This is a genomic window from Actinomycetospora straminea (assembly GCF_028737255.1).
GTDB lineage: Bacteria > Actinomycetota > Actinomycetes > Mycobacteriales > Pseudonocardiaceae > Actinomycetospora > Actinomycetospora straminea.
Window position 1 is genome coordinate 241,542 of sequence record NZ_JAQZAN010000002.1, and the last position, 21,381, is coordinate 262,922.

General features: G+C 76.4%; 23 protein-coding genes. 7 read left to right on the forward strand and 16 right to left on the reverse strand.

The features are described from left to right. The first annotated feature begins 27 nt into the window (after positions 1-27). Positions 28-438 carry a secondary thiamine-phosphate synthase enzyme YjbQ gene (locus PH190_RS04390; protein WP_274230275.1) on the forward strand — a complete coding sequence of 137 codons (411 nt, stop codon included), beginning with the start codon at positions 28-30 and terminating at the stop codon, positions 436-438. Here the strand turns inward: PH190_RS04390 and PH190_RS04395 are convergent. Next, a complete protein-coding gene (locus PH190_RS04395) occupies positions 435-1,622 on the reverse strand; it encodes an ROK family transcriptional regulator (protein WP_274230276.1) in 1,188 nt (395 codons plus the stop codon). The two genes, PH190_RS04390 and PH190_RS04395, sit on opposite strands and share 4 nt — an antisense overlap. 63 nt (positions 1,623-1,685) lie before the next feature. On the opposite strand from PH190_RS04395, the gene PH190_RS04400 reads away from it, so the two are divergent. Beyond that, on the forward strand, positions 1,686-2,333 hold the full coding sequence (locus PH190_RS04400) for an HAD-IA family hydrolase (protein ID WP_274230459.1): 648 nt from the start codon (positions 1,686-1,688) through the stop codon (positions 2,331-2,333). Then, positions 2,330-3,625, forward strand: a complete 1,296-nt coding sequence (locus PH190_RS04405; protein WP_274230277.1) for an MFS transporter — start codon at positions 2,330-2,332, stop codon at positions 3,623-3,625. The genes PH190_RS04400 and PH190_RS04405 overlap by 4 nt, the downstream gene beginning before the upstream one ends. Here PH190_RS04405 and PH190_RS04410 read toward each other — a convergent pair. The 3 genes from PH190_RS04410 to PH190_RS04420 all read right to left on the reverse strand — a co-directional run bounded on the left by PH190_RS04410 (position 3,618) and on the right by PH190_RS04420 (position 6,433). After that, positions 3,618-4,319: a hypothetical protein gene (locus tag PH190_RS04410; protein ID WP_274230278.1), complete on the reverse strand. Its 702-nt coding sequence runs from the start codon at positions 4,317-4,319 to the stop codon at positions 3,618-3,620. The two genes, PH190_RS04405 and PH190_RS04410, sit on opposite strands and share 8 nt — an antisense overlap. A 35-nt stretch (positions 4,320-4,354) precedes the next feature. Then, positions 4,355-6,106: a proline--tRNA ligase gene (locus PH190_RS04415; RefSeq protein WP_274230279.1), complete on the reverse strand. Its 1,752-nt coding sequence runs from the start codon at positions 6,104-6,106 to the stop codon at positions 4,355-4,357. Positions 6,107-6,205: 99 nt separating this feature from the next. Further along, positions 6,206-6,433 carry a hypothetical protein gene (locus tag PH190_RS04420; protein ID WP_274230280.1) on the reverse strand — a complete coding sequence of 76 codons (228 nt, stop codon included), beginning with the start codon at positions 6,431-6,433 and terminating at the stop codon, positions 6,206-6,208. Positions 6,434-6,547: 114 nt separating this feature from the next. Between PH190_RS04420 and PH190_RS04425 the strand changes: the two genes are divergently transcribed. Continuing rightward, complete coding sequence (locus PH190_RS04425; RefSeq protein WP_274230281.1) at positions 6,548-6,871, forward strand: hypothetical protein; 324 nt, start codon at positions 6,548-6,550, stop codon at positions 6,869-6,871. A 289-nt stretch (positions 6,872-7,160) separates the two neighbouring features. On the opposite strand, the gene PH190_RS04430 is transcribed toward PH190_RS04425, so the two are convergent. The 8 genes from PH190_RS04430 to PH190_RS04465 all read right to left on the reverse strand — a co-directional run bounded on the left by PH190_RS04430 (position 7,161) and on the right by PH190_RS04465 (position 15,431). Further along, positions 7,161-8,252 carry a cysteine--tRNA ligase gene (locus PH190_RS04430; protein WP_274230282.1) on the reverse strand — a complete coding sequence of 364 codons (1,092 nt, stop codon included), beginning with the start codon at positions 8,250-8,252 and terminating at the stop codon, positions 7,161-7,163. Then, positions 8,249-8,707, reverse strand: a complete 459-nt coding sequence (locus PH190_RS04435; protein WP_274230283.1) for a LapA family protein — start codon at positions 8,705-8,707, stop codon at positions 8,249-8,251. The genes PH190_RS04430 and PH190_RS04435 overlap by 4 nt, the downstream gene beginning before the upstream one ends. Before the next feature lie 92 nt (positions 8,708-8,799). Then, positions 8,800-9,825: a methyltransferase gene (locus PH190_RS04440; RefSeq protein ID WP_274230284.1), complete on the reverse strand. Its 1,026-nt coding sequence runs from the start codon at positions 9,823-9,825 to the stop codon at positions 8,800-8,802. 72 nt (positions 9,826-9,897) lie between these two features. Continuing rightward, the gene (locus PH190_RS04445; protein WP_274230285.1) at positions 9,898-10,245 is read right to left on the reverse strand and encodes a cobalamin biosynthesis protein; all 348 of its coding nucleotides are present in this window, start codon (positions 10,243-10,245) and stop codon (positions 9,898-9,900) included. Next, on the reverse strand, positions 10,242-11,591 hold the full coding sequence (locus tag PH190_RS04450) for a cobyrinic acid a,c-diamide synthase CobB (protein WP_274230460.1): 1,350 nt from the start codon (positions 11,589-11,591) through the stop codon (positions 10,242-10,244). The genes PH190_RS04445 and PH190_RS04450 overlap by 4 nt, the downstream gene beginning before the upstream one ends. Before the next feature lie 2 nt (positions 11,592-11,593). Then, positions 11,594-12,208 carry a cob(I)yrinic acid a,c-diamide adenosyltransferase gene (cobO, locus tag PH190_RS04455; protein WP_274230286.1) on the reverse strand — a complete coding sequence of 205 codons (615 nt, stop codon included), beginning with the start codon at positions 12,206-12,208 and terminating at the stop codon, positions 11,594-11,596. A 55-nt stretch (positions 12,209-12,263) separates the two neighbouring features. Beyond that, positions 12,264-14,384, reverse strand: a complete 2,121-nt coding sequence (locus tag PH190_RS04460) for a VWA domain-containing protein (RefSeq protein ID WP_274230287.1) — start codon at positions 14,382-14,384, stop codon at positions 12,264-12,266. A gap of 195 nt (positions 14,385-14,579) precedes the next feature. Continuing rightward, positions 14,580-15,431 carry a S1 family peptidase gene (locus PH190_RS04465; RefSeq protein WP_274230288.1) on the reverse strand — a complete coding sequence of 284 codons (852 nt, stop codon included), beginning with the start codon at positions 15,429-15,431 and terminating at the stop codon, positions 14,580-14,582. Positions 15,432-15,784: 353 nt separating this feature from the next. On the opposite strand from PH190_RS04465, the gene PH190_RS04470 reads away from it, so the two are divergent. Further along, positions 15,785-17,167: a mycothione reductase gene (locus PH190_RS04470; RefSeq protein WP_274230289.1), complete on the forward strand. Its 1,383-nt coding sequence runs from the start codon at positions 15,785-15,787 to the stop codon at positions 17,165-17,167. A gap of 4 nt (positions 17,168-17,171) precedes the next feature. Here PH190_RS04470 and PH190_RS04475 read toward each other — a convergent pair whose 3' ends face one another. Both PH190_RS04475 and PH190_RS04480 read right to left on the reverse strand, forming a co-directional pair. Continuing rightward, complete coding sequence (locus PH190_RS04475; protein ID WP_274230290.1) at positions 17,172-18,047, reverse strand: ABC transporter permease; 876 nt, start codon at positions 18,045-18,047, stop codon at positions 17,172-17,174. Continuing rightward, positions 18,047-19,027 (reverse strand): ATP-binding cassette domain-containing protein, encoded by a 981-nt coding sequence (locus PH190_RS04480; protein ID WP_274230291.1) that lies wholly within the window; start codon positions 19,025-19,027, stop codon positions 18,047-18,049. The genes PH190_RS04475 and PH190_RS04480 overlap by 1 nt, the downstream gene beginning before the upstream one ends. A 76-nt stretch (positions 19,028-19,103) precedes the next feature. Between PH190_RS04480 and PH190_RS04485 the strand changes: the two genes are divergently transcribed. Further along, a complete protein-coding gene (locus PH190_RS04485; protein ID WP_274230292.1) occupies positions 19,104-19,745 on the forward strand; it encodes a TetR/AcrR family transcriptional regulator C-terminal domain-containing protein in 642 nt (213 codons plus the stop codon). Positions 19,746-19,754: 9 nt separating this feature from the next. Here the strand turns inward: PH190_RS04485 and PH190_RS04490 are convergent, their stop codons facing one another. Together PH190_RS04490 and PH190_RS04495 are read right to left on the reverse strand one after the other, a co-directional pair. Further along, entirely contained in the window at positions 19,755-20,030 is a 276-nt protein-coding gene (locus PH190_RS04490; RefSeq protein ID WP_274230293.1) for a hypothetical protein, read from the reverse strand. A gap of 65 nt (positions 20,031-20,095) precedes the next feature. Then, positions 20,096-20,770, reverse strand: a complete 675-nt coding sequence (locus tag PH190_RS04495) for a TetR/AcrR family transcriptional regulator (protein WP_274230294.1) — start codon at positions 20,768-20,770, stop codon at positions 20,096-20,098. A 162-nt stretch (positions 20,771-20,932) separates the two neighbouring features. Here PH190_RS04495 and PH190_RS04500 point away from each other — a divergent pair, with 162 nt between their 5' ends. Then, positions 20,933-21,334: a nitroreductase/quinone reductase family protein gene (locus PH190_RS04500; RefSeq protein ID WP_274230461.1), complete on the forward strand. Its 402-nt coding sequence runs from the start codon at positions 20,933-20,935 to the stop codon at positions 21,332-21,334. Positions 21,335-21,381 lie beyond the last annotated feature (47 nt).

Here is a 21,381-nt window from a genome sequence, read left to right on the forward strand (position 1 = left end):
AACGCCCGGCGCCTACCCTGGTCGCCCGTGTACAGCGAGGAGATCGAGGTCCGCACCGGCGACCGGGAGACCGTCCGCGACATCACCGGGGAGTGCCGCCGCTTCCTCGACGGCGCGGGGTCCGACGACGGGCTGCTGCACGTGTTCGTGCCGCACGCGACGGCCGGTGTGGCGATCATCGAGACCGGCGCGGGCAGCGACCACGACCTGCTCGCCCAGCTCCGCGAGCTGCTGCCGGCCGACGACCGCTGGTCGCACCGCCACGGCTCGCCCGGTCACGGCCGCGACCACGTCCTGCCGGCGCTCGTGGCGCCGTCGATGTCGGTGCCGGTGCTCGGCGGGACCATGGCGCTGGGCACCTGGCAGTCGGTGTGCCTCGTCGACACCAACGGCGACAACCCCGCCCGCAAGGTCCGCCTGAGCCTGCTCGCGGGCTAGTCGCCGCAGCGTTCCGCGAGGCCCTCGGCGCTGGTGGCGTGGTCGAGGGCGAGCGCGGCGGCCCCGTGCAGGGCGCCCAGGTCGCCGTGCACCGCGTCGAGCACGGGCACCGGGTGGTCGCGCCGGAAGGCCATGAGGGCGCCGACGTAGGCCTCGTCGAAGGCCGGCGCGGCCCGCAGCCCGCGGGCGAGCCCGCCGAGCACGACGACGTCCGGGTCGTGGACGTGGACGACGCCGGCGATGCCCCGGGCGAGCGCCGTCGCGGCCACCCCGACCGCGTCGGCGGCCGCGGCGTCCCCGCCCGCTGCCCGCGCGAGGACGTCCTCGGCGGAGGAGCGGGGGTCGTCGGGCACGGGGTCGCCGAGCCGGCGGGCCAGGGCGCGCCCGTCGACCTCGGGGCCCCAGCAGCCGGCGGCCCCGCAGGCGCAGCGGCGCGCCGGGTCGCCGAAGGGCAGGTGCCCGTACTCGCCCGCCGCCCCGTGCGCGCCGAGGTGCGGGTGGCCGTCGAGCAGCAGCGTGCCGCCCAGGCCGACCTCGACGGTCAGGTAGACCGCCGTCGCCGCCCCCGCGGCCGCACCGGTGCGGGCCTCGGCGACCCCCGCGAGCGTGGCGTCGTTGCCGACGCGCAGCGGGACCGGGCCCGGCCCGAGGCACGCCGTGACCGACCCGAGGTCGACCGCCTCCCACGACAGCTCCGTGGCGCGCACGAGGCCGTCGTCGGAGACCGGTGCCGGCGCGGCGAGCCCGACCGCCACGGCACGGTGCCCCCCGGCCACGGTCGCCACGGCGTCGCGCAGCGCGGCGGTGACGCGTGCGGGGTCCCGGTCGTGACGGGCCCCGACGACGTCGGTGACCACGCCGTCGAGCCCGGCCAGGCCCACCCGCCAGTCCTCGTGGCGCAGGTCCACCGCGACCACCCGCGGGCCGTCGGGGGCGGGCTCGAGCGTGGTGGTGGGCCGGCCGCGGCCCGACACCGGCGCGCGGTGCTCGCACAACCAGCCCGTCCCGCGCAGCCGCGTGACCGTCTCGGTGACCGACGCGCTCGACAGCGCGAGCCGGCGCGCGAGCTCGACGCGGGTCAGTCCCGGGGTGCGCCGGACCTCCCCGAGGACCTCGGCGCTGGTGCGCCAGCGGTCGACGCGGGCGCGACCGGGCTCACGTCCCGTCTCCGTTGACGCGCTCATGGCCCCGATTATGCTCGGAGAGCGAGTTTATTCAACACTCCCCGGAGAGGACCTGCCGTGGTGATGCCCGCCGAGGCGCCCCATCGGACGACGACCCGGTTCGCCGCCGTGCTGCTGGACATGGACGGCACCCTCGTCGACTCCGACGCCGCCGTCGAGCGCTCCTGGCGCACGTGGGCGCGTCGCTGGGGCGCCGACCCCGCCGCCGTCCTCGCGGTGATGCCCGGGCACCCGGCCGAGGCCACCGTGCGCCGCGTGCGCCCCGACCTCGACGAGGCCCTGGTCGCCGCCGCGACCCGCGACCACCTCGAGCACGAGTACGTCGACCTCGCCGACGTCGTCGCCGCGCCCGGCGCGCACGAGCTCGTCGCGCACCTCGAGGAGACCCTGACGCCCTGGGCGGTCGTTACGAGCGCCGACACCCGGCTCGCCCGGGCACGCCTGGGCGCCGCCGGCCTCGAGTTCCCCGTCCTGGTCCCCCGCGACATGGTCACGCGGGGCAAGCCCGACCCCGAGGGCTACCTGCGCGCCGCGGACTTCCTCGGCGTCGACATCGCCGACTGCCTCGTCGTCGAGGACTCCGCCGTGGGCGTCGCCGCCGGCCGCGCCGCGGGTGCGGTCGTCGCCGGCCTGCGCGGCCAGCCCGCCGACCTCGCCGTCGCCACCCTCCACGACATCCCGGCCCTGCTCGCTCAGGAGGTGCCCGCGTGACCCCGCCGACCTCGACCGACGCGCCGGAGACCGCCCCGACGACCGCCTCGGCGGCCGCCCCGGCGACGACGACCCCCGCCCCGTCCCCGGCCCGCGCCGTCACGGAGCAGCCCCCGGCCCGCGCCTCGCGCGTCCCCGCCGGGGTCAGCCTCGCCGCCCTGTCGCTCGGCGGCCTCGCCATCGGCACCACCGAGTTCGCGAGCATGGGCGTGCTGCCCGGCTTCGCCGCCGACCTGGGCGTCTCCGTGCCCACCGCCGGCGCCGCCATCAGCGCCTACGCCCTCGGCGTGGTCGTCGGCGCGCCGCTGATCGCCCTGCTCGGCGCGAGGTGGCCCCGCAAGCAGCTCGTGGTCGCCCTGGCCGTGTTCCTGGTCGTGGCGAACGCGCTCTCGGCGATCGCGCCGTCGTTCCTGCCGTTCGTCGGCCTGCGCTTCCTCGCGGGCCTGCCCCACGGCGCGTACTTCGGCACCGCCGCCGTCCTCGGCGCCGCGCTCGTGCCCCCGGAGCGGCGCGCCCGCGCGCTGGCGACGGTGATGCTCGGGCTGACGATCGCGAACATCATCGGCGTGCCCGCGGCGACCTGGCTCGGCGAGACCCTGGGCTGGCGCAGCGCCTACGTCGCGGTCACGGTGATCGCGCTGGTCACGGTGCTCGCCGTCGTCACGCTCGTGCCGAACCCGCGCGAGGCCGGGGGCGGCAGCATCGCCGGCGAGCTCACGGCCCTGAGGCGCCCGCAGGTCTGGCTCACGCTCGGCGTCATCGCCGCCGGGTTCGGCGGGCTGTTCGCGGTGTACAGCTACATCAACCCGATCCTCACCAACCAGGCGCAGGTGTCGGCCACGACCGTCCCGCTCATGCTCGGCGCGCTCGGCGTCGGCATGACCGTCGGCAACGTCGCCGGCGGCCGGTTCGCCGAGCGGGCCCCGCGGGCGACGATCGCGATCGCGCTGGTCGTCTACTCGGCGGTGCTGGTGGCGTTCGTGTTCGCCGCCCACGACCCGGTCGCCGCCACCGTCGGCCTGTTCGCGCTGGGCTTCGTCGGGATGTCGGCGGGACCGGCGCTGATGGGACGGCTCATCGACTTCGCCGCCGAGGGCCCGTCGCTGGCCGCCGCGAGCTTCCACTCCGCGTTCAACGTCGCGAACGCCGTCGGCGCGGCGATCGGCGGGCTCGTGCTCGCCGCCGGTCTCGGCTACGACGCCCCGGCCGCCGTCGGCGCCGTGCTGCCGCTGATCGGCCTCGTCGTGCTGGCGGTGTCGGTCGGGCTGGAGCGCCGCCGGCGCGTCAGCTGATCGCGCTCAGCGCCCGCTGGTTCGCGCGCACGCGGGACTCGAACACGGTCAGCGCCTGCAGGACCGCCACGACGTCGGTGCCGTCCAGGTCGCCGGGCAGGAGCAGCCGCAGCGGGGCGGCGTCGTCGACCTTCGCGGCCCGCGGGAGCGGCCAGCAGCGTCCGGTGTCGTCGACGAGGTGGAGCCGGGTCATCCCCATGAGCAGGTAGCGCCGTCCCCGGAGCTCGAGGCGCAGCCAGCGGTACTGGTCGCCGCCGGGGGTGATCTGCCGACGCGGCGGGACGATCGCCTCGCCGAACGGGACCACCTCCGCGAGCCCGGCGCCGTCGACCCGTCCCACGGCGCGGCCGGCCCAGGTGACCGTGCCGGGCCGCCCGGCACCGACGACCAGCTCGGCGGCCGGCGCCGGAGGGAGCCCGCGCGCGGTGCCCTCCGCGACGATCTCGCGCGCGACGCGGGCCGACCGGCGACGGTCGGCCTCGACGAACGGCACGACGGGCACCCCGAGCACCAGGAACGCCCCGAGGACGGTGATCACCAGCCACGGCCACGGCGGCCCGTCGAAGGTCTCCACGAGGACCAGGGCGACGAAGGGCAGGAGGCAGGCCGCGAGGGCGACGAGGCCCACCACCCACCACGTGACCACCGTCCGCCGGTGCTCGAGGAGCTGGTCGAGGGTGAGCACCGGCGCCACGGATGTGACTCTAGGTAGCCATCCCTCGCGAAGAACTAGCCCGTTCGAGCGATCTCGGCGACGACGTCGTCGACGGGGACCTCGCGGCGCTCGCCCGACGCCCGGTCGGTGACCTCGACGACGCCGTTGGCCAGCCCCCGCCCGACGGTGAGGGTCGTCGGCATCCCGAGCAGCTCGGCGTCGGCGAACTTCACCCCGGGCGAGGCCTTGCGGTCGTCGAGCAGGACGTCGAGGCCGGCGTCGGCGAGCCCGGTCGCGATCCGGTCGGCCGCCTCGGCCTGGGCGGGGTCCTTGCCGGCGACGACGATGTGCACCGCGTACGGGGCCACCTCGGCCGGCCACACCAGGCCCTTGGCGTCGGCGTGCTGCTCGGTGATCGCCGCGACGGCGCGCGTGACCCCGACGCCGTAGGAGCCCATCGTCACCGTCGCGGGCTTGCCGTCGGCGCCCAGGGCGGTGAGCCCGAGCGCCTCGGCGTACTTGCGCCCGAGCTGGAAGATGTGGCCCATCTCGATGCCGCGCGCGGCGACCAGCGGGCCGCCGCCGTCGGGCGAGGGGTCGCCCTCGCGGACCTCGGCGGCCTCGATCGTGCCGTCCGGGGTGAAGTCGCGGCCGGCGACGAGGTCGACGACGTGGCGGCCGTGCTCGTCGGCGCCCGTGACCCAGGCCGTGCCGGTGACGATGCGCGGGTCGACGAGGTAGCGCACGCCGTTCTTCGCGAGCCCGACCGGGCCGATGTAGCCCTTGGTGAGGAACGGGTTCGCGGCGAAGTCGGCGTCCTCGAGCAGCGCCACCTCGGCGGGCGACACCGAGGCCTCGAGGCGCTTCAGGTCGACCTCGCGGTCGCCGGGCACGCCCACCCCGAGCAGCGTCCACTCCGTCGCGCCGGGCAGCCTGGTCTTGACCATGACGTTCTTCAGCGTGTCCGCCGCGGTGAACGTCCGGCCCAGCCCGAGGCCGTTGACGTGCGCGACGAGCGTCTCGATCGTCGGCGTGTCCGGGGTGTCGTACACGACCGCCTCGGGCTTGTCCGCGACCGACTGCTCGGGCGGCGCGGGCGTCGTCACGGCCTCGACGTTGGCGGCGAAGCCCGTCGCGGGGCAGCGCACGTAGGTGTCCTCGCCGGCCTCGCAGGGCGCCAGGAACTCCTCCGACGCCGAGCCGCCCATCGCGCCCGACATCGCCGAGACGATCTGCACCTCGAGCCCCAGCCGGGCGAAGATCCGCTGGTAGGCCTCGCGGTGCTTCGCGTACGACTCGGCGAGGCCCTCGTCGGTGAGGTCGAACGAGTACGAGTCCTTCATCGTGAACTCGCGGCCGCGCAGGATGCCCGCGCGGGGACGCTCCTCGTCGCGGTACTTGGTCTGGACCTGGTAGAGCGTGATCGGGAAGTCGCGGTACGAGCTGGTCTCCCCCTTGACCATGAGGGTGAACAGCTCCTCGTGCGTCGGCCCGAGCAGGTAGTCCGCCTTCTTGCGGTCCTTGAGCCGGAAGAGGGTGTCGCCGTACTCCGTCCAGCGGCCCGTCGCCTCGTAGGGCTCGCGGGGCAGCAGCGCCGGGAAGTGGACCTCCTGGCCGCCGATCGCGTCCATCTCGTCGCGGATGATCTTCTCGACGCGCCGCAGCACCTTCATGCCCAGCGGCAGCCAGGAGTAGATGCCCGGCGCGACCCGGCGGACGTAGCCCGCGCGGACGAGCAGCTTGTGGCTGATCACCTCGGCGTCGGCCGGGTCCTCGCGCAGCGTGCGCAGGAACAGACCGGACATCCGCGTGACCTCTCGTGCCATGTTCCGAGCGTAACGACGCCCCCGGGACGGGGATCGCGCGGACCTGCGCCGTCTCGGCGTGCTCGTGGCGCCCGGGACGCTCGACGGCGGGGCCGAGCGCTAGGAGCCGCCGAGCACCGCGGTCACCAGGTCGATCGCCAGCCCGATCAGCCACGGGATGATCCACACGGCGGCGACGGCCAGCGCGGCGACGAGGAAGATCAGGAGCACGCGGCGGCGGCGGCGCTTCCGGTCGACCCGCGCGGCCTCCCGCGCCGCGGCCTCCCGGCTCGCCGCGTCCCGGGCCACGCCCGGCCCGACCGCCGCCTCGCCCGGCAGGGTCGACACCCGCTCCTCGCGGGCCGCCTGCTCCCGGGCCTCCCGCTCCGCCTGCTCCCGGGCCCGCCGCTCGACCTGCTCGCGGAAACGGCGCTCGGCGAACTCGCGGGCCCGGCGCTCGGCATGCTCGCGCGCCTCGCGCTGCGCCTGCTCGCGGGCCCGGCGCTCGGCCTCTTCGCGGGCCTGGCGTTCGGCCTGCTCGCGGGCCTGGCGTTCGGCCTCTTCGCGGGCCTGGCGTTCGGCCTCTTCGCGGGCTTCGCGTTCGGCCTCCTCGCGGGCCTGGCGTTCGGCCTCTTCGCGGGCTTCGCGTTCGGCCTGTTCGCGGGCCTCGCGTTCGGCCTGCTCACGGGCCTGGCGTTCGGCTACCTCACGCGCCTCGCGCTCCGACGTCTCCCGCGCCTCGCGCTCCGCCTGCTCGCGCGCGGCGGCCGCGGCGTCGTCGGGTGACTCGCGGGGCTCGGGCGCGATCGTCACCTCGTCGGGACCGCCCCACACGTCGGCGCCCATCTCGGCCTCGGTCCGACGCCACCACCGGGTGCCCACCGCCACGTGCCACCTCCCCTCCGCCGCCGGGGCGCGACGCCGCACACGGCGCGCGGGATGCACGGTAGGCGGACGCCCGCCCGGATCCGGCGCGCCGCGCCAGGACACGCGCGGATCCGTCCTCCCCGTCACGCCCGCGACCGGCACCGATCCCGCTCGAGACGCGGGTCCGTCGGCGGAGAACCGACCGGGCTCAGGCCAGCCCGAGCACCGCCAGCGTCGTCCGGGCCGCGTCGCCGCCCTCGGTCTCGGCGACGTCGAGGGCGCCGGGGACGTCGAGGTCGTCGAGCAGCCGCTCGAGCACCGCGCCTCCCGCGGCCTCGCTCCCGCCGTACCGGGCCGCGGCGCCGTAGAGCCGCTCCAGCCGCGCCGCAGCGTCGTCCAGCGCGGCCGTGGTGACGTCCCACGGCTGCGCCCACGGCCGGTCGAGCAGCAGCAGGCGCACGGCCGCGGCCGGGTGGGTCTCGAGGAGCTCGCCGACCAGCAGCAGGTTCCCGGCCGACTTCGCCATCTTCTCCCCGTCGACCCGCACCGTCCCCACGTGCAGCCGCGCCCGGGCGAAGGGCGCGACGCCGGTGACGGCCTCGGCCAGGGCGGCCTGGGTGGTGTGGTGGGGGTGGCGCAGGTCGGCGCCGCCGACGTGCAGGTCGACGGCGGGCCCGAGGACGGTCAGGGCCATCGCCGCGCACTCCGCGTGCCACCCCGGCCGCCCCTCGCCCCACGGGCTCGGCCAGGCCGCCTCGCCGGGCTGGGCCGGGCGCCAGACCAGCGCGTCGCCCGGGTCGTCGGCGCCGGGCCAGGGCGCCTCGCTCGACGTGTCGGCGTCCCGGCTGCCGGCGGCGGGCTCCACCGACGGCAGGCGGGAGGCCGGGAAGAGCACCGCCCCGTCCCGCTCGTACGCGGCGCCGCGCTCGAGCAGCGCGGCGGCGAGGGCGACGACGCCGTCGACGTGGTTGTGCGCGCGGGGCTCGTGCGTCGGCGGCCGGACCCCGAGGGACGCCATGTCGTGGTCGAAACGGAACTGCCCGACCGCCGCGAAGCTGTCGAACCGGGCCCCGGCCCGCTCGGCCGCGGCGTCGAGCACGTCGTCGACGTCGGTGACGTTGCGGCAGCTCACGACCTCGATGCCGGTGCGGCGCAGCACCCGCGCGGCGACGTCGGCCCAGACGAACGTCGAGGCGTGGCCGAGGTGGGTCGTGTCGTACGGCGTGATGCCGCAGATGTACGCGCGGGCGCGCCCGACCAGCGGCAGGGGCGCGCCGGCGAGGCGGAGCGACGGGGTCAACGGGTCCTCCCGGTGCGCTTGGCCGCCCGACGCCACTGCACCATCCGCCCGAGGCCGGGGATGGCGAGCAGCAGCACCCCGGCGATCGCGGCGAAGAGCAGCCAGATGCCGAGCGGCAGGGTGGCCTCCAGCCCGAGGAACACGACGCGGGCCGGGTCGAGGTTCTGGAGGATGAAGACCAGCAGGAACACGAGCACGACGGCCCCGAGGATCATCCCGATCCAGAAGCCGCCGATCCGCGTGCGCCCCGGCGACACCCGGGCGCGGGGGCGGGCGGCGGCCGCGCCGTCGGGGATCGTCGGGTACTCCGCCGGGGCGCCGGGCAGCGGTCCGGAGGGCGGCCCCGTCGCTGCCTGCCGGTCGCCGGCGAGCTCCGCCCGCGAGATCGCGCCCGTGCCCGGCGTGGTGGGCCCGTCGGCGGGCGACGGCGCGCCGTACCGGGGCTCTTCGCTCATGCCCGTCATCTTCGCGCGTCCGCGGCTCCGGCGTGGATCACGGGGGCGACGCCACGCCGACGGCGCAGCACGGGCTCGGCAGCCACTCGCCGTCAGACCGCGACGGCCTCGAGCAGGTGGCGGGTCGGCCCGACCGGCGTCGACCCGAGCAGGCCGAGCCCGGCCCGGGCGACGAGGTCCTGCCACTCCGGCCCCGTGCGCTCCCGGCCGCCGGCGGACACCAGCATCATGAGGTCGAGGAACTTCGTCAGCGGGTCCTCGCCGGGCGGCCCGACCACGGCGTCGACGATGAGCACGCGCCCGTGCGGCCCGAGCGCCGCCCGGACGGTGCGCAGGATGCGGACGGCCTCGTCGTCGGGCCAGTCGTGGAGGATCCGCACGAGCAGGTAGGCGTCGGCGCCGCGGGGCACGCGGTGGAAGAAGTCGGCGGGCGCGATCGTCACCCGGTCGGAGACCCCGGCCTCGCAGAGCACCGCCGGGGCACCGGCCACGACGTGCTCCTGGTCGGCGAGCACGCCCCGCACCCCGGGGTGCGCGGCGAGCACCGCGGCGAGGACGGCGCCGGTCCCGCCGCCGACGTCGGCGACGCACCCGTAGCGGCCGAAGTCGTGGGCGGCGACCAGGCGCGCGGAGTCGGCGCGGGAGAACGTCCGCATGGTGGCGTCGAAGATCGCGCCGTGCTCTGGGTGGCGGCGCCGGTACTCCCACACGTCGACGCCGAGGGCGTGCTGGGCGGCGGTCTCGCCGGTCCGCACGCTGTGCGGGAGGTCGCCCCAGGCCCGCCACTCGTAGTCGGCACCGAACATCCGCGCCGGCGGGTCGACCGACAGCGGGTGGTCGCGGCGCAGGTACTCGCCCATCGGCGTCAGCGAGAACCGGCCGTCGTCGTCCTCGGCGAACACCCCGATCGCGGCGAGCGCGCGCAGCAGGCGGTAGAGCGTCGGGGCGTGGCTCTCGGTGGCGGCGGCCAGCCCGGCGACGTCCCGCGGGCCGTCGCGCAGGAGGTCGGCGATCCCGAGCTCGGCCGCGACGGTGACCGCCCGCGAGCGCTCGTAGCCCCGCACGATGCCGAGCAGCGCGTGGTACTCCGGTGTCAGCTGGTCGGCCTGCCCGGTCATCGGCGTCCCCCTCCGTCGGACCGACCAGCATCCACCCGCGGCCCGATCAGCGGCACCCCTCCGGGTGCGGCCTCAGCGCGCCACGGCGAGGGTGACCCCGCGGCCGCGCTGCTTCGCCACCACGAGCACGCCCTCGCCGACCTCGCGGGCGGCCAGGACCGCGGCGGCCTCGGCGACGCTGCCGGTGCCGGTCAGGCGGCGGACGACGGGCGAGGGGTGCGGGACGTCGACGGTGTCGAGCTCGCGGGCCGGGTAGGTGCGCAGGGTCCGGCCGGCGGCGAGGGCCACGACGGCGGGCTCGGCGGCGCGGGTGTCGATGGTGGCGACGACGGCGAACCCGGCGAGGTCCAGCGCGTCGACGGCGTCCTGCAGGTGGGCGAGCGGCGTGCCCGGCTCGATCCCGACGCCGAGGACGGTCACCGACCCGCCACGTGGCGCAGCCACCGCGCCACGCCGGCCGGGCGGCCCGCCGGGTGGGTGTGCAGGTAGGAGGCGTGCACCCCGGCCGCGACGAACCCCTCGGGCTCGGCGCCGTCCCACCGCCACGCCGGGGCGGTCCCGGCGCGCGGGGTGGTGACGGTGCGGTGGAACTCGTGGCCGGTCACGGTCTCGCCGGCGGCGGCGAGCGGGGAGTCGGCGGTGGCGGTCGCCGTCCGGTAGCCCAGGGCGAGGCGCGGGCCCATCGCGGCGTCGGCGTCGAGCACCCCGCACATCGGGGCCCCGTCCAGCGACCGCGCCAGGTAGAGCAGCCCGCCGCACTCGGCGTGCACCGGCGCGCCCGACGCCGCGAACGCGTGCACGGCCGCGCGCAGCGGGGCGTTGGCGCTCAGGGTCGCCGCGTGCTCCTCGGGGAAACCGCCGGGCAGCACGAGCCCGGCCGTGCCGGCGGGCAGGGCCTCGTCGTGGGCGGGGTCGACGGTGACGACCTGCGCCCCGCCCGCGGCGAGGAGCTCGGCGTGCTCGGGGTAGCCGAAGGTGAAGGCCGCTCCCCCGGCGACGGCGACGACGGGCGCGCCCTCGACGACCGTGCCCACCGCCTCCGCCGGGTCCCACGCCGTCGCGGGCGTCGGGGGCGCGGAGCGGGCGAGGGCGGTGACGGCATCGAGGTCGACGTGGTCGGCGACGAGGCCCGCCATGGCGTCGACGGCGGACCGGGCGGCGACGCCGTGCTCGGCGGCGGTGACGAGCCCCAGGTGGCGGGAGGGGACGGCCAGCTCGGCGTGGCGCGGGAGCACGCCGAGCACCGGCAGGCCGACCTCGGCGCAGGCGGCGCGCAGGACCTCCTCGTGGCGGTGCGACCCGACGCGGTTGAGGATCACCCCGCCCAGGCGCAGCCGCGGGTCGAAGTCCCGGAACCCGGCGAGCAGCGCGGCGACCGAGCGGGACTGCCCGCGCGCGTCGACCACCAGCACGACGGGCGCGTCGAGCAGGCGGGCGACGTGAGCGGTGGAGCCGTCGGACTCGGGGTCGCGGCCGATCCGCCCGTCGAAGAGCCCCATGACGCCCTCGACGACGGCCAGCTCCGCGCCCCGGGCGCCGTGGACGACGAGGCCGGGCAGGGTCGCGGGGTCGACGAGGACGGGGTCGAGGTTGCGGCCCGGGCGGCCGGCGGCCAGCGCGTGGTAGCCGGGGTCGACGTAGTCGGGGCCGACCTTGAACGGGGCGACGGCGGTGCCCCGCGCGGCCAGCGCGCCGAGCAGGCCGGTCGTCACGGTGGTCTTGCCGCTGCCCGAGGACGGGGCCGCGACGACGACCCGGGGCGGCAGGGCTACCACTCGATCCCCTTCTGCCCCTTCTGCCCCGCGTCCATCGGGTGCTTGATCTTCGTCATCTCGGTGACGAGGTCCGCGGCGTCGATCAGCGCGTCCGGGGCGTCGCGGCCGGTGACGACGACGTGCTGGTGGCCGGGCCGGTCGCGGAGCACCGAGACCACCTCGTCGACGTCGATCCAGCCCCACTTGAGCGGGTAGGTGAACTCGTCGAGCACGTAGAAGTCGTGCGCGCCGGCCTCGAGGCGGCGCCGGATCTCCGCCCAGCCCTCCCGCGCGGCCGCCGCGTGGTCCTCCTCGGACCCCTGCTTGCGCGACCACGACCAGCCCTCGCCCATCTTGTGCCACTCGACGGGCCCGCCCTGGCCGGTGTCGCGGTGGAGGTCGCCGAGCGCGCGCAGGGCGGTCTCCTCCCCCACGCGCCACTTCGCGCTCTTGACGAACTGGAACACCGCGATCGACGAGCCGGCGGTCCACTGCCGCAGCGCGAGCCCGAAGGCCGCGGTCGACTTGCCCTTGTTCACCCCGGTGTGGACGACGAGCAGCGGGCGACGGCGCCGCTGGCGCGTCGTCAGCCCGTCCTGCGGGATCGTCGTCGGGACTCCCTGCGGCACGTCTGCCCTCCTTCCGTATGTGAGCGCTTGTCACGGCTGTAGCCGTGACAAGCGCTCACGAGGCCCGGAACTGCTCCACCACGCCCGCCACGGACTCGCCGGTCAGCTCGTCGAGGGTCACGACGGCGCCGCCGGCGACGCGGGCCACGCGACCCGCGAGCCCGAGGCGCACGGGACCCGACTCGCAGTCGACGACCACCGTGCACATGCTCGCCCCGCGCCCCGCCGCCCCCGCGTCGCGGGCGAGCCCCCGCGCGGCGACGAGGGCGGCGTCCAGGCCCCCCGACGCCGTGGCGCGCCCGTCGGTGAGCAGCACGAGCAGGCCCCGGCGGCGCGGGTCGCGGGTGCGCTCGGTGCGCAGGACCGCGCGGGCGGTGCGCAGGCCCTCGGCGAGCGGGGTGCGCCCGCCGGTGCGCAGGTCGTGCAGGCGCGCGTGGGCGGCGTGCACCGACGTCGTGGGCGGGAGGGCCACCGTCGCCGACGACCCCCGGAACGTCACGACACCGACCCGGTCGCGGCGCTGGTAGGCGTCGCGCAGCAGGGCCGCGACGGCCCCGGTCACCGCGGACATCCGCCGGCGCGCCGCCATGGAGCCCGACGCGTCGACGCAGAACAGGACGAGGTTGCCCTCGCGGCCCTCCCGGACCGCGTGCCGGAGGTCGTCGTGCGCGACGCGACGGCCCCGCCCGGCCGCCGCCAGCACCGTCGCCGGGACGTGCAGCGTCGTGTCGTCGCGGCGATCGGGCACCGCGCGCACCACCCGGCCCTGCCGCCCCCGCGCCCGCGAGCGGCGGCCCGGCGCACCCTCTCCCGTGCCGCGGACCTCGAAGCGCCGGGCCTTCAGGCGCGTCCGCGCCGGCGCGCCCACGGGCACCCCGGCGGGCTCCGGCTCGGGCGAGGGCTCCCGCGACGGCGGCTCCTGCGGCGACCCCTCGGACGTCCCTTCCGACGACCCCGGCGGTGTCCCGTCCGACGTCCCCGGCGGCGTCCCCTCCGACGAGCCCCCGCTCGGCGGTAGGCCCGGCGCCCCGCCGCCCGGTCCCCCGCCGCCGTCGTCCGGACCCTCCGGTCCGTCGGGCCCGCCGTCGTCGGGGCCCTCGTCCCCGGGACCGCCGTCGCGGCCCTCCGGCGGCTCGGGCGGTTCCGGGTCCGGCTCGGCCTCCTGCGCCGCCTCGTCCGCGCGCTGCATCGCCTCGTCGAGCTCGTCGTCGCCGAGGTGGGGCTCGTCGAACGGGTCGCGGCGGCGCCGGTGGGGCAGGGCGAGGCGGGCGGCGGCGCGCACGTCGGTCGCGTCGACGGCCTCGGCCCCGCGCCAGGCGGCGTGGGCGACCGCGGTCCGGGCGAGCACGACGTCCGCGCGCATCCCGTCGACCTCGACCTCCGCGCACAGCGCCGCGATCCGCACGAGCTCGGCGTCGGGCAGGGAGACCGCACCGAGACGGGCCCGCGCCACTACCAGCCGCGCCCGCAGCGCGTCCTCGTCCCCGGCGTACCGCCCCGCGAACCCCGCGGGGTCGGCGTCGTGCGCCAGGCGCCGCCGCACCACCTCGGTGCGCTCGGCGACGTCGCGGGAGGCGGTGACGTGCACGGTCAGCCCGAACCGGTCGAGGAGCTGCGGGCGGAGCTCGCCCTCCTCCGGGTTCATGGTCCCGACCAGCAGGAACGCCGCGGGGTGGGTCAGCGAGACGCCGTCGCGCTCGACGGTGGCGCGGCCCGTGGCGGCGGCGTCGAGCAGCAGGTCGACGAGGTGGTCGTGCAGGAGGTTGACCTCGTCGACGTAGAGCAGCCCCCGGTGCGCGGCGGCGAGCAGGCCCGGGCGCACGGTGGCGCGGCCGTGGGCGAGGACCTCCTCGAGGTCCAGCGACCCGATCACCCGGTCCTCGGAGGCCCCGACGGGCAGCTCGACGAGGCGCACGGGGCGCCGTTCGCGCGGGGCGTCGGCGGCGAAGGGGCCGTCGGGGCTCTCCTCGCCGGCGGCGGTGTCGACCGAGAACCGGTCCCCGGCGACGACCTCCACCGGCGGCAGCAGCGTGGCGAGCGCGCGGACGATCGTCGTCTTCGCCGTGCCCTTCTCCCCGCGCACCAGCACGCCGCCGATGCCCGGGTCGACCGCCGTGAGCATGAGGGCCAGTCGGAGGTCCTCGTGGCCGACCACGGCCGAGAACGGGAAGGCCAAGGAAGGTCCTCAGGATCGAGAGCGGGAGGGACGGCCGACCCTAACCCACGACATCTGAGCGACCGCTGAGATGAAGGTGACGCCGGCTCCGCGGAGCGGGACCCGGACCCGGGGGCAGGTGGGTCCGGGTCCCGCTTCCGTCTCGTCGGACCGGTCTGCCCTCCGGTCCGGACGTGTGGGGTCGGGCGGGTGGTGTCAGGCGAGCTGCGCGCTCAGCAGCGGGCCGACGGCCGCGACGCGCACGTAGTAGCCGGGGCGCCCGGCGCGGGCGCAGCCGTCGCCGAAGGACGTGACCCCGATGAGCTTGCCGGCGGCGACGAGCGGGCCGCCCGAGTCGCCCTGGCAGGAGTCGACGCCGCCCTGGTCGAAGCCGGCGCAGGTCAGGCGGCGCGGGTCGAAGCCGCGGTCGCCGGCGCGGCAGTAGTCGTCGCCGCGCATCGGCACCGTCGCGGTCAGCAGGTAGCGCGAGGGCGTGGCGTTCTCGGCGGTCGCGCCCCAGCCGTAGACCTGGGCGGCGCGCCCGTCGGCGTAGAGCGCCTCGTCGCCGGCGCCGGCGAGCGGCAGCGGGGTGCGGGCGCTCGGGGCGTCCAGCGTCAGCACGGCGAGGTCGGCGCCCCGCCCGACGCCCTCGAACTCGGGGCTGACCCAGACCGACCGCACGCCCGCCGTCTCGCCGGTGGTCGACTGCTTGTCGTCGCGGCCCGCGACCACCCGGACCTTGTCGGCCGTCGTCGTCGCCATGCAGTGGGCGGCGGTGAGCACCTTGGTCGGCGCGACGAGCGTGCCGCCGCAGAACTGGAAGCCCGCGGCGTCGGTGAGGAACACGGCCCAGGGGTGCTCGTCGGTGGTCGTGCGCGCCCCGCCGACCACCCGCGTCCCCGCGTCGACGACGACCGTGCCGCCGTCGCCGGCGTCGTCACCGCCCTCCGTCGCCCGCGCCGTCCCGACGGCACCGACGGTCCCGGCCAGCGCGAGCAGGAGGGCCACCCCGAGGAGCACGAGCGCCCGTCGACCCGTGACCAGTCCCTCGCGCACGCCGTTCGTCATCCGGTCCGCCCCTCCGCTGCTCGGCCGTTCGGCGCGCTCCCCGTGTGCCGTTCGGCTCAGCGGTCAGCTGCCTTGGCCGGAGACGACAGCAGCCGCAACGCCGCCCGACAAGGCGGACGCGGGCAGGTTCGCTCCGCCGAGCGACGACGAACGGTCGATTTTCGTCGGTAAACGACACCGACGGATGGTCGGACAGCCGACGAGCGGTCGTCGATCAGCGACGAGCGGAGATCGTCGCGACCGTCCGTCGCGCGGGCCGCGCGCCCGGGGCGGGTGGTGACGTCGTGGGTGACGCCGGGTGCACCTCGCGGACGCGGACCGCACCCGCTCCGATGGCGCACTACCGTGGGGGCGTGCCCCACCACGACCTCGTCATCATCGGCACCGGGTCCGGCAACACCATCCCGGACGAGCGGTTCGCCGACATGGACGTGGCGATCGTCGAGCACGGCGTCTACGGCGGGACCTGCCTCAACGTGGGCTGCATCCCGACGAAGATGTACGTCTACGCGGCCGACGTCGCCGAGACGATCCGGCACGCCGGCACCTACGGCGTCGACGCCAGCATCGACAAGATCCGCTGGGCCGACATCCGCGACCGGGTCTTCGGGCGCATCGACCCGATCTCCGCGGGCGGGCAGCGCTACCGGCAGGGCCAGACGGGCACCACGGTCTACCTGGGCCACGCCCGCTTCACCGGCGACCGCACGCTCGACGTGGCGCCGACCGACGGCGGCCCGCCGGTCACGGTCACCGGTGACCGGGTGGTCGTCGCCGCCGGGGCCCGCCCCGGCATCCCGGAGATCATCGCCTCGAGCGGCGTGCCCTTCCACACCTCCGACGACGTCATGCGCCTCGACGAGGTCCCCCGCCGTCTGACGATCATCGGCGGCGGTTACATCGCCGCCGAGTTCGCGCACGTCTTCTCCGCGCTGGGCGCCGAGGTCACCATCGCCACCCGCGGGCCGGCGCTGCTGCGCGAGCAGGACGAGGAGATCTCGGGGCGCTTCACCGAGCTCGCCGCGCGACGCTGGACCGTGCTGCTCGAGGCCGCGCCGACCGCCTCGCCCGAGCAGCGGCCCGACGGCACGATCCTCGTGCACTGCCGGCACGGCGCGATCGAGGGCGACGCCCTGCTCGTCGCCACCGGCCGCATCCCCAACAGCGACCACCTCGACGCCGCCGCCGGCGGGCTCGCGCTGCACCCCGACGGCCGGATCGTCGTCGACGAGCAGCAGCGCACCACGGCGCCGGGCGTCTGGGCGCTCGGCGACGTGAGCTCCGAGCACCAGCTCAAGCACGTCGCCAACCACGAGGCGGCCGTCGTGCGGCACAACCTGCTCCACCCCGACGAGCCGCGCCGGACGAACAACGCCCACGTCCCGTCGGCGGTGTTCACCGACCCGCAGATCGCGTCGATCGGCCTGCGCGAGCAGGACTGCCGCGACCGCGGCATCCCCTACGTCACCAAGGTCCAGCGCTACGGCGACGTCGCCTTCGGCTGGGCGATGGAGGACACCACCGGCGTCGTCAAGCTCGTCGCGAGCCCCGACGGGACGCTGCTGGGCGCCCACCTCATGGGCCCCGAGGCGTCCTCGCTGATCCAGCCGCTGATCCAGGCCATCACGTTCGGCCTCGACGCCCGGACCATGGCCGAGAAGCAGTACTGGATCCACCCGGCCCTGCCCGAGGTGATCGAGAACGCGCTGCTCGGGCTCCCGCTCGACCGCGTCTGACCCGTCACTCGGTCCGGCGGAAACGCCACACGGTCAGGGTCATGAGCACGACGCAGAACCCCACCGTCATGAGGATCTGCACCCCGACCGGGACCGGCCACGTGCCCCAGACGATGCCCGGGTCGAAGCGCGCGCGGGCGGCGGCGTCGACGTCGAGGTGGTCGAACACCACCGAGCGCAGGGGCTCGACGGCGTAGGTCATGGGGTTGACGAGCGTGAGGACGGCGAGCCACGTCGGCAGGCCCGAGAGCGGGAAGAGCGCCCCGGACAGGAACATCAGCGGCGTGATCACGAGCTGGACCAGGGGCATCGCCGACTGGATCTGGCGCACGCGCGCGGCCAGCAGCAGGCCCAGCGTCGTGACCATGAAGGCCATGAGGAAGATCAGCCCGATCATGGCCAGCAGCATCAGCGGGTCGTAGGGCACCCCGACCAGACCGGCGAGCGCCAGCAGCACCAGGCACTGCAGCGTGGCCACCGACGCCCCGCCGAGCGCCTTGCCCACGAGGATCGACGTCGTCGAGACGGGCGCGACGAGCATCTCGCGCAGGAAGCCGAACTCGCGGTCCCACACGATGGAGATGCCGGCGAAGGCCGCGGTGAAGAGCACCGAGATCGCCATGACCCCGGGGAACAGGAACGTCGTGAACTGCACGGTCCCGCCGGTGCTGCTCCCCAGCAGCGAGCCCAGCCCGCTGCCGAGCACGAACAGGAACAGCAGCGGCTGGGCCAGCGACGACAGGATGCGCGAGCGGTCCTTGACGAAGCGGATCATCTCCCGCTGCCAGACGACCGCCGTCGCGCGCGCCTCGGTGGCGAGGCTGCCCGCGGGGACGCGGACGGACTCGGTCGGGGTCCCGGTGGAGGTCTCGGTGGTCATCAGCGCCTCATCCGCATCGCCATCGGGTGCATGTCCGGGCCCGCCTCGGCGTCGCGGATCGTCGTGCCGGTGTGGGCGAGGAAGACGTCGTCGAGGCTGGGCCGGGTGACGGTCACCGACCGGATGGCGACGCCGTGGACGCCGAGCCGGTCGAACAGCCGCGGCACGAACCCCGCGCCGTCGGGCACCGCGACCGTCACCGCGCCCTCGCGCACCGCTCCCTCGAGCCCGAGCTCGGCGCGCAGCGCGCGCAGGGCCGCCTCGTCGTCGTCGGTGGTGATCGCGACCCGGTCGGCCCCGACCTGGGCCTTGAGCGCGTCGGGGGTGTCGAGGGCGACGATCCGGCCCTCGTTCATGATCGCGATCCGGTCGCAGTGCTCGGCCTCGTCCATGTAGTGGGTGGTGACGAAGACCGTGATCTCCTCGGTGCGGTGCAGCTGCGCGACGTAGTCCCAGATGGTGCCGCGGGTCTGCGGGTCCAGCCCGATCGTCGGCTCGTCGAGGAAGAGCACCTGGGGGCTGTGCAGCAGGCCGCGCGCGATCTCCAGGCGTCGCCGCATCCCACCCGAGTAGGTGCGCACCTCGTCGCCGCGGCGGTCCCAGAGCCCGACCATGCGCAGGACCTCCTCGCGGCGCGCGGGGGCGCGGCGGCGGTCGACGCCGTAGAGCTCCTGGTGGAAGCGCAGGTTCTGCTCGCCCGACATCGGGGCGTCGAGCGTCGGGTCCTGGAACACCAGCCCGATCCGCCGGCGCACGGCGGCCCGGTCGCGCACGACGTCGAGGCCGACGACCTCCGCCTGCCCGTCGGTGGGCTCGACGAGCGTGCACAGGATGTTGATCGTGGTCGACTTGCCCGCGCCGTTCGGACCGAGGAAGCCGAACGTCTCCCCCCGCGCGACCTCGAGGTCGATGCCCCGGACCGCCTCCACCGCGCCGTAGCGCTTCACCAGGCCGCGGACCGCGACCGCCGGTGTGCCCATCCACGCCTCCTCTAACAGCGTTAGGGACGCTACTCTGACAGCGTTCGAGAGGGCAAGCTCGAGGGAGCGAGGTGGCATGGCGCTGACCCGCGACGACGTCGTCGACGCCGCGGTGGACCTGCTCGCCGAGGTCGGCCTCGAGGGCCTGTCGCTGCGCCGCCTCGCGCGCAAGCTGGGGGTCAGCGCACCGACGCTGTACTGGCACGTCGCGGACAAGCGCACGCTGCTCGACCACGTCGCCGAGCGCCTGCTCGCCGACCAGTGGCGCTCCGCCCCGCCGCTCGCGCCCGGCGAGGACTGGGCGGCATGGCTGCGCGAGCGTGCGCTGTCGCAGTACCGGGCGCTGGTCACCCACCGCGACGCCGCGCTCGTCGTCGCCGGCAACCGGCCGACCGACGACGCGCTGCCCGCGGTCGAGGCGACGATGGCGACGCTCGTCGGCGCGGGACTCGGGCCACGCGAGGCGTTCCTGACGCTCATGAGCGTCGGCCACTTCGTCATCGGCTCGGCCGTCGAGTACCACGCGGAGCGAGCGCGGGCGGCGGAGGCCAGCCCGGTGCCGCACGGCGGTCACGACGCGGCGGCGCACCCGACGCTCGCGGCGGTCGCCACGGCCATGGGGCCGCCCGACGGCGCCCGACACGAGGACGTCGTCCGTCACGGCCTGGACCTCATGATCGACGGCCTGCGGGCCCGGCTCGCCGACCCGGCGCGCTGAGCGCGGCCGTCACCCGCGGTGGCGGTACTCCTCGCCGGGGATCGGCGGCTCCTCGCGCCGGGCCGCCTCCGCGTCCGCGTCCGCGGCGGCCTCGCGCTCGCGGCGCTCGGTGCCCGGCAGCGAGGTGTCGGGGTCGGTGCCGGCGCCGGCGGACGTCGTGCGTCCGCGCCGCTCGGTGGCGGCCAGCGAGTCGTCGCGCTCGGCGGTCTCCTCCTGCTCGCGCTCGCGCCGGACGGCCTCGGGGATCGGCGGGGCCACGTGCTCCTGCTCGCCGTGCTCGGGCATCTCGGTGATCCCTTCCGACGTCGTCGTCCTCGACGTCGCCACCGTCCGGCGCCCGGGCCCCCGCGTCAAGAGTCCGGGCGACCCGCGCGGCGAGCGGGCAGACCCACCGCCGTCGCGGCCGCCTCGGCGACGGCGTCGAAGTACGCCTCGCGGTCCTCGACGACGTTCTCGTACTGCCCGAACAGCTCGAAGCCGACGGTGCCGTAGAGCTGCGTCCACGCCCCCACCGCGGGCGTGACCAGCGCGGGCGGCACCGCGGGCAGGACGTCGGCGCGCACCACCGCGGGCCAGCCGTCGCCGGCCGCCGGGTCGCCGTGCTCGGCGACGATGGTCGCGAGCACCACCGCGACGCGTTCGGCGGCCGGGATCGTCTCGGCCGGTGCGGCGTAGCCGGGGACGGGCGAGCCGTAGACCAGCGCGTACTCCGCCGGGTGCTCGAGCGCCCAGGTCCGCACCGCGCGCCAGACCGCGCGCCACTGCTCGCGCGGCGGCGTCTGCGGGTCGCGCGCCGCCTCGGCGCGCTCGCCCACCGCGTCGTAGGCCTCGATGATCAGCCGGGTCAGCAGCTCGTCGCGGCTCGCGACGTACCGGTAGACCGCCGACGACACCATCCCCACCTCCCGCGCCACCGAGCGCAGCGACAGCGCGGCCGCGCCCTGCTCGGCGAGCTGGCGGCGCGCCTCGTCGAGGATCGCGCGGGTGGTCTCGGCGCGCGCCCGTGCGCGGGTCCCGGGGGGCATGGCGGCCATGGTGCCATGAGCGAGAGCAGTGCTCTTGACGTGGCCGAGGGTCCGGGGCACACTCGGTCTCGTGCGAGAGCAGTGCTCTCGCAACGAGTCCCCGAGGAGGACCCCGTGCCCACCACCCACTACCTGGCGCCCGGACTGCTGACCCGCCGTCTCATGAACCCGCTCGTCGCCGGGCTCACCCGCCTCGGCCTGCCGCTCGCCGGCTCGGCCGTGCTCGGCGTGCGCGGCCGCACCAGCGGCGAGGTGCGCACCACGCCCGTCAACCCGCTGACGTTCGAGGGCACCCGCTACCTCGTCGCGGCGCGCGGCACGACGCAGTGGGTGCGCAACCTGCGCGTCGCCGGCGAGGCCCGGCTGACCGTCGGCCGGCGCACCGAGACCGTCCGCGCCACCGAGCTCCCCGACGCCGCCAAGGTGCCGGTCCTGCGCGCCTACCTGCGCGCCTGGGCGTGGGAGGTCGGCGCGTTCTTCGAGGGTGTCGGCGCGGACGCGAGCGACGAGGAGCTCGCGGCGATCGCGCCCCGGCACCCGGTCTTCGCGATCGAGACCGCGTGAGCGGCGGTGGGGGGCGGCGGCGTGGGCGGCGGTTACTGGCTCGTATC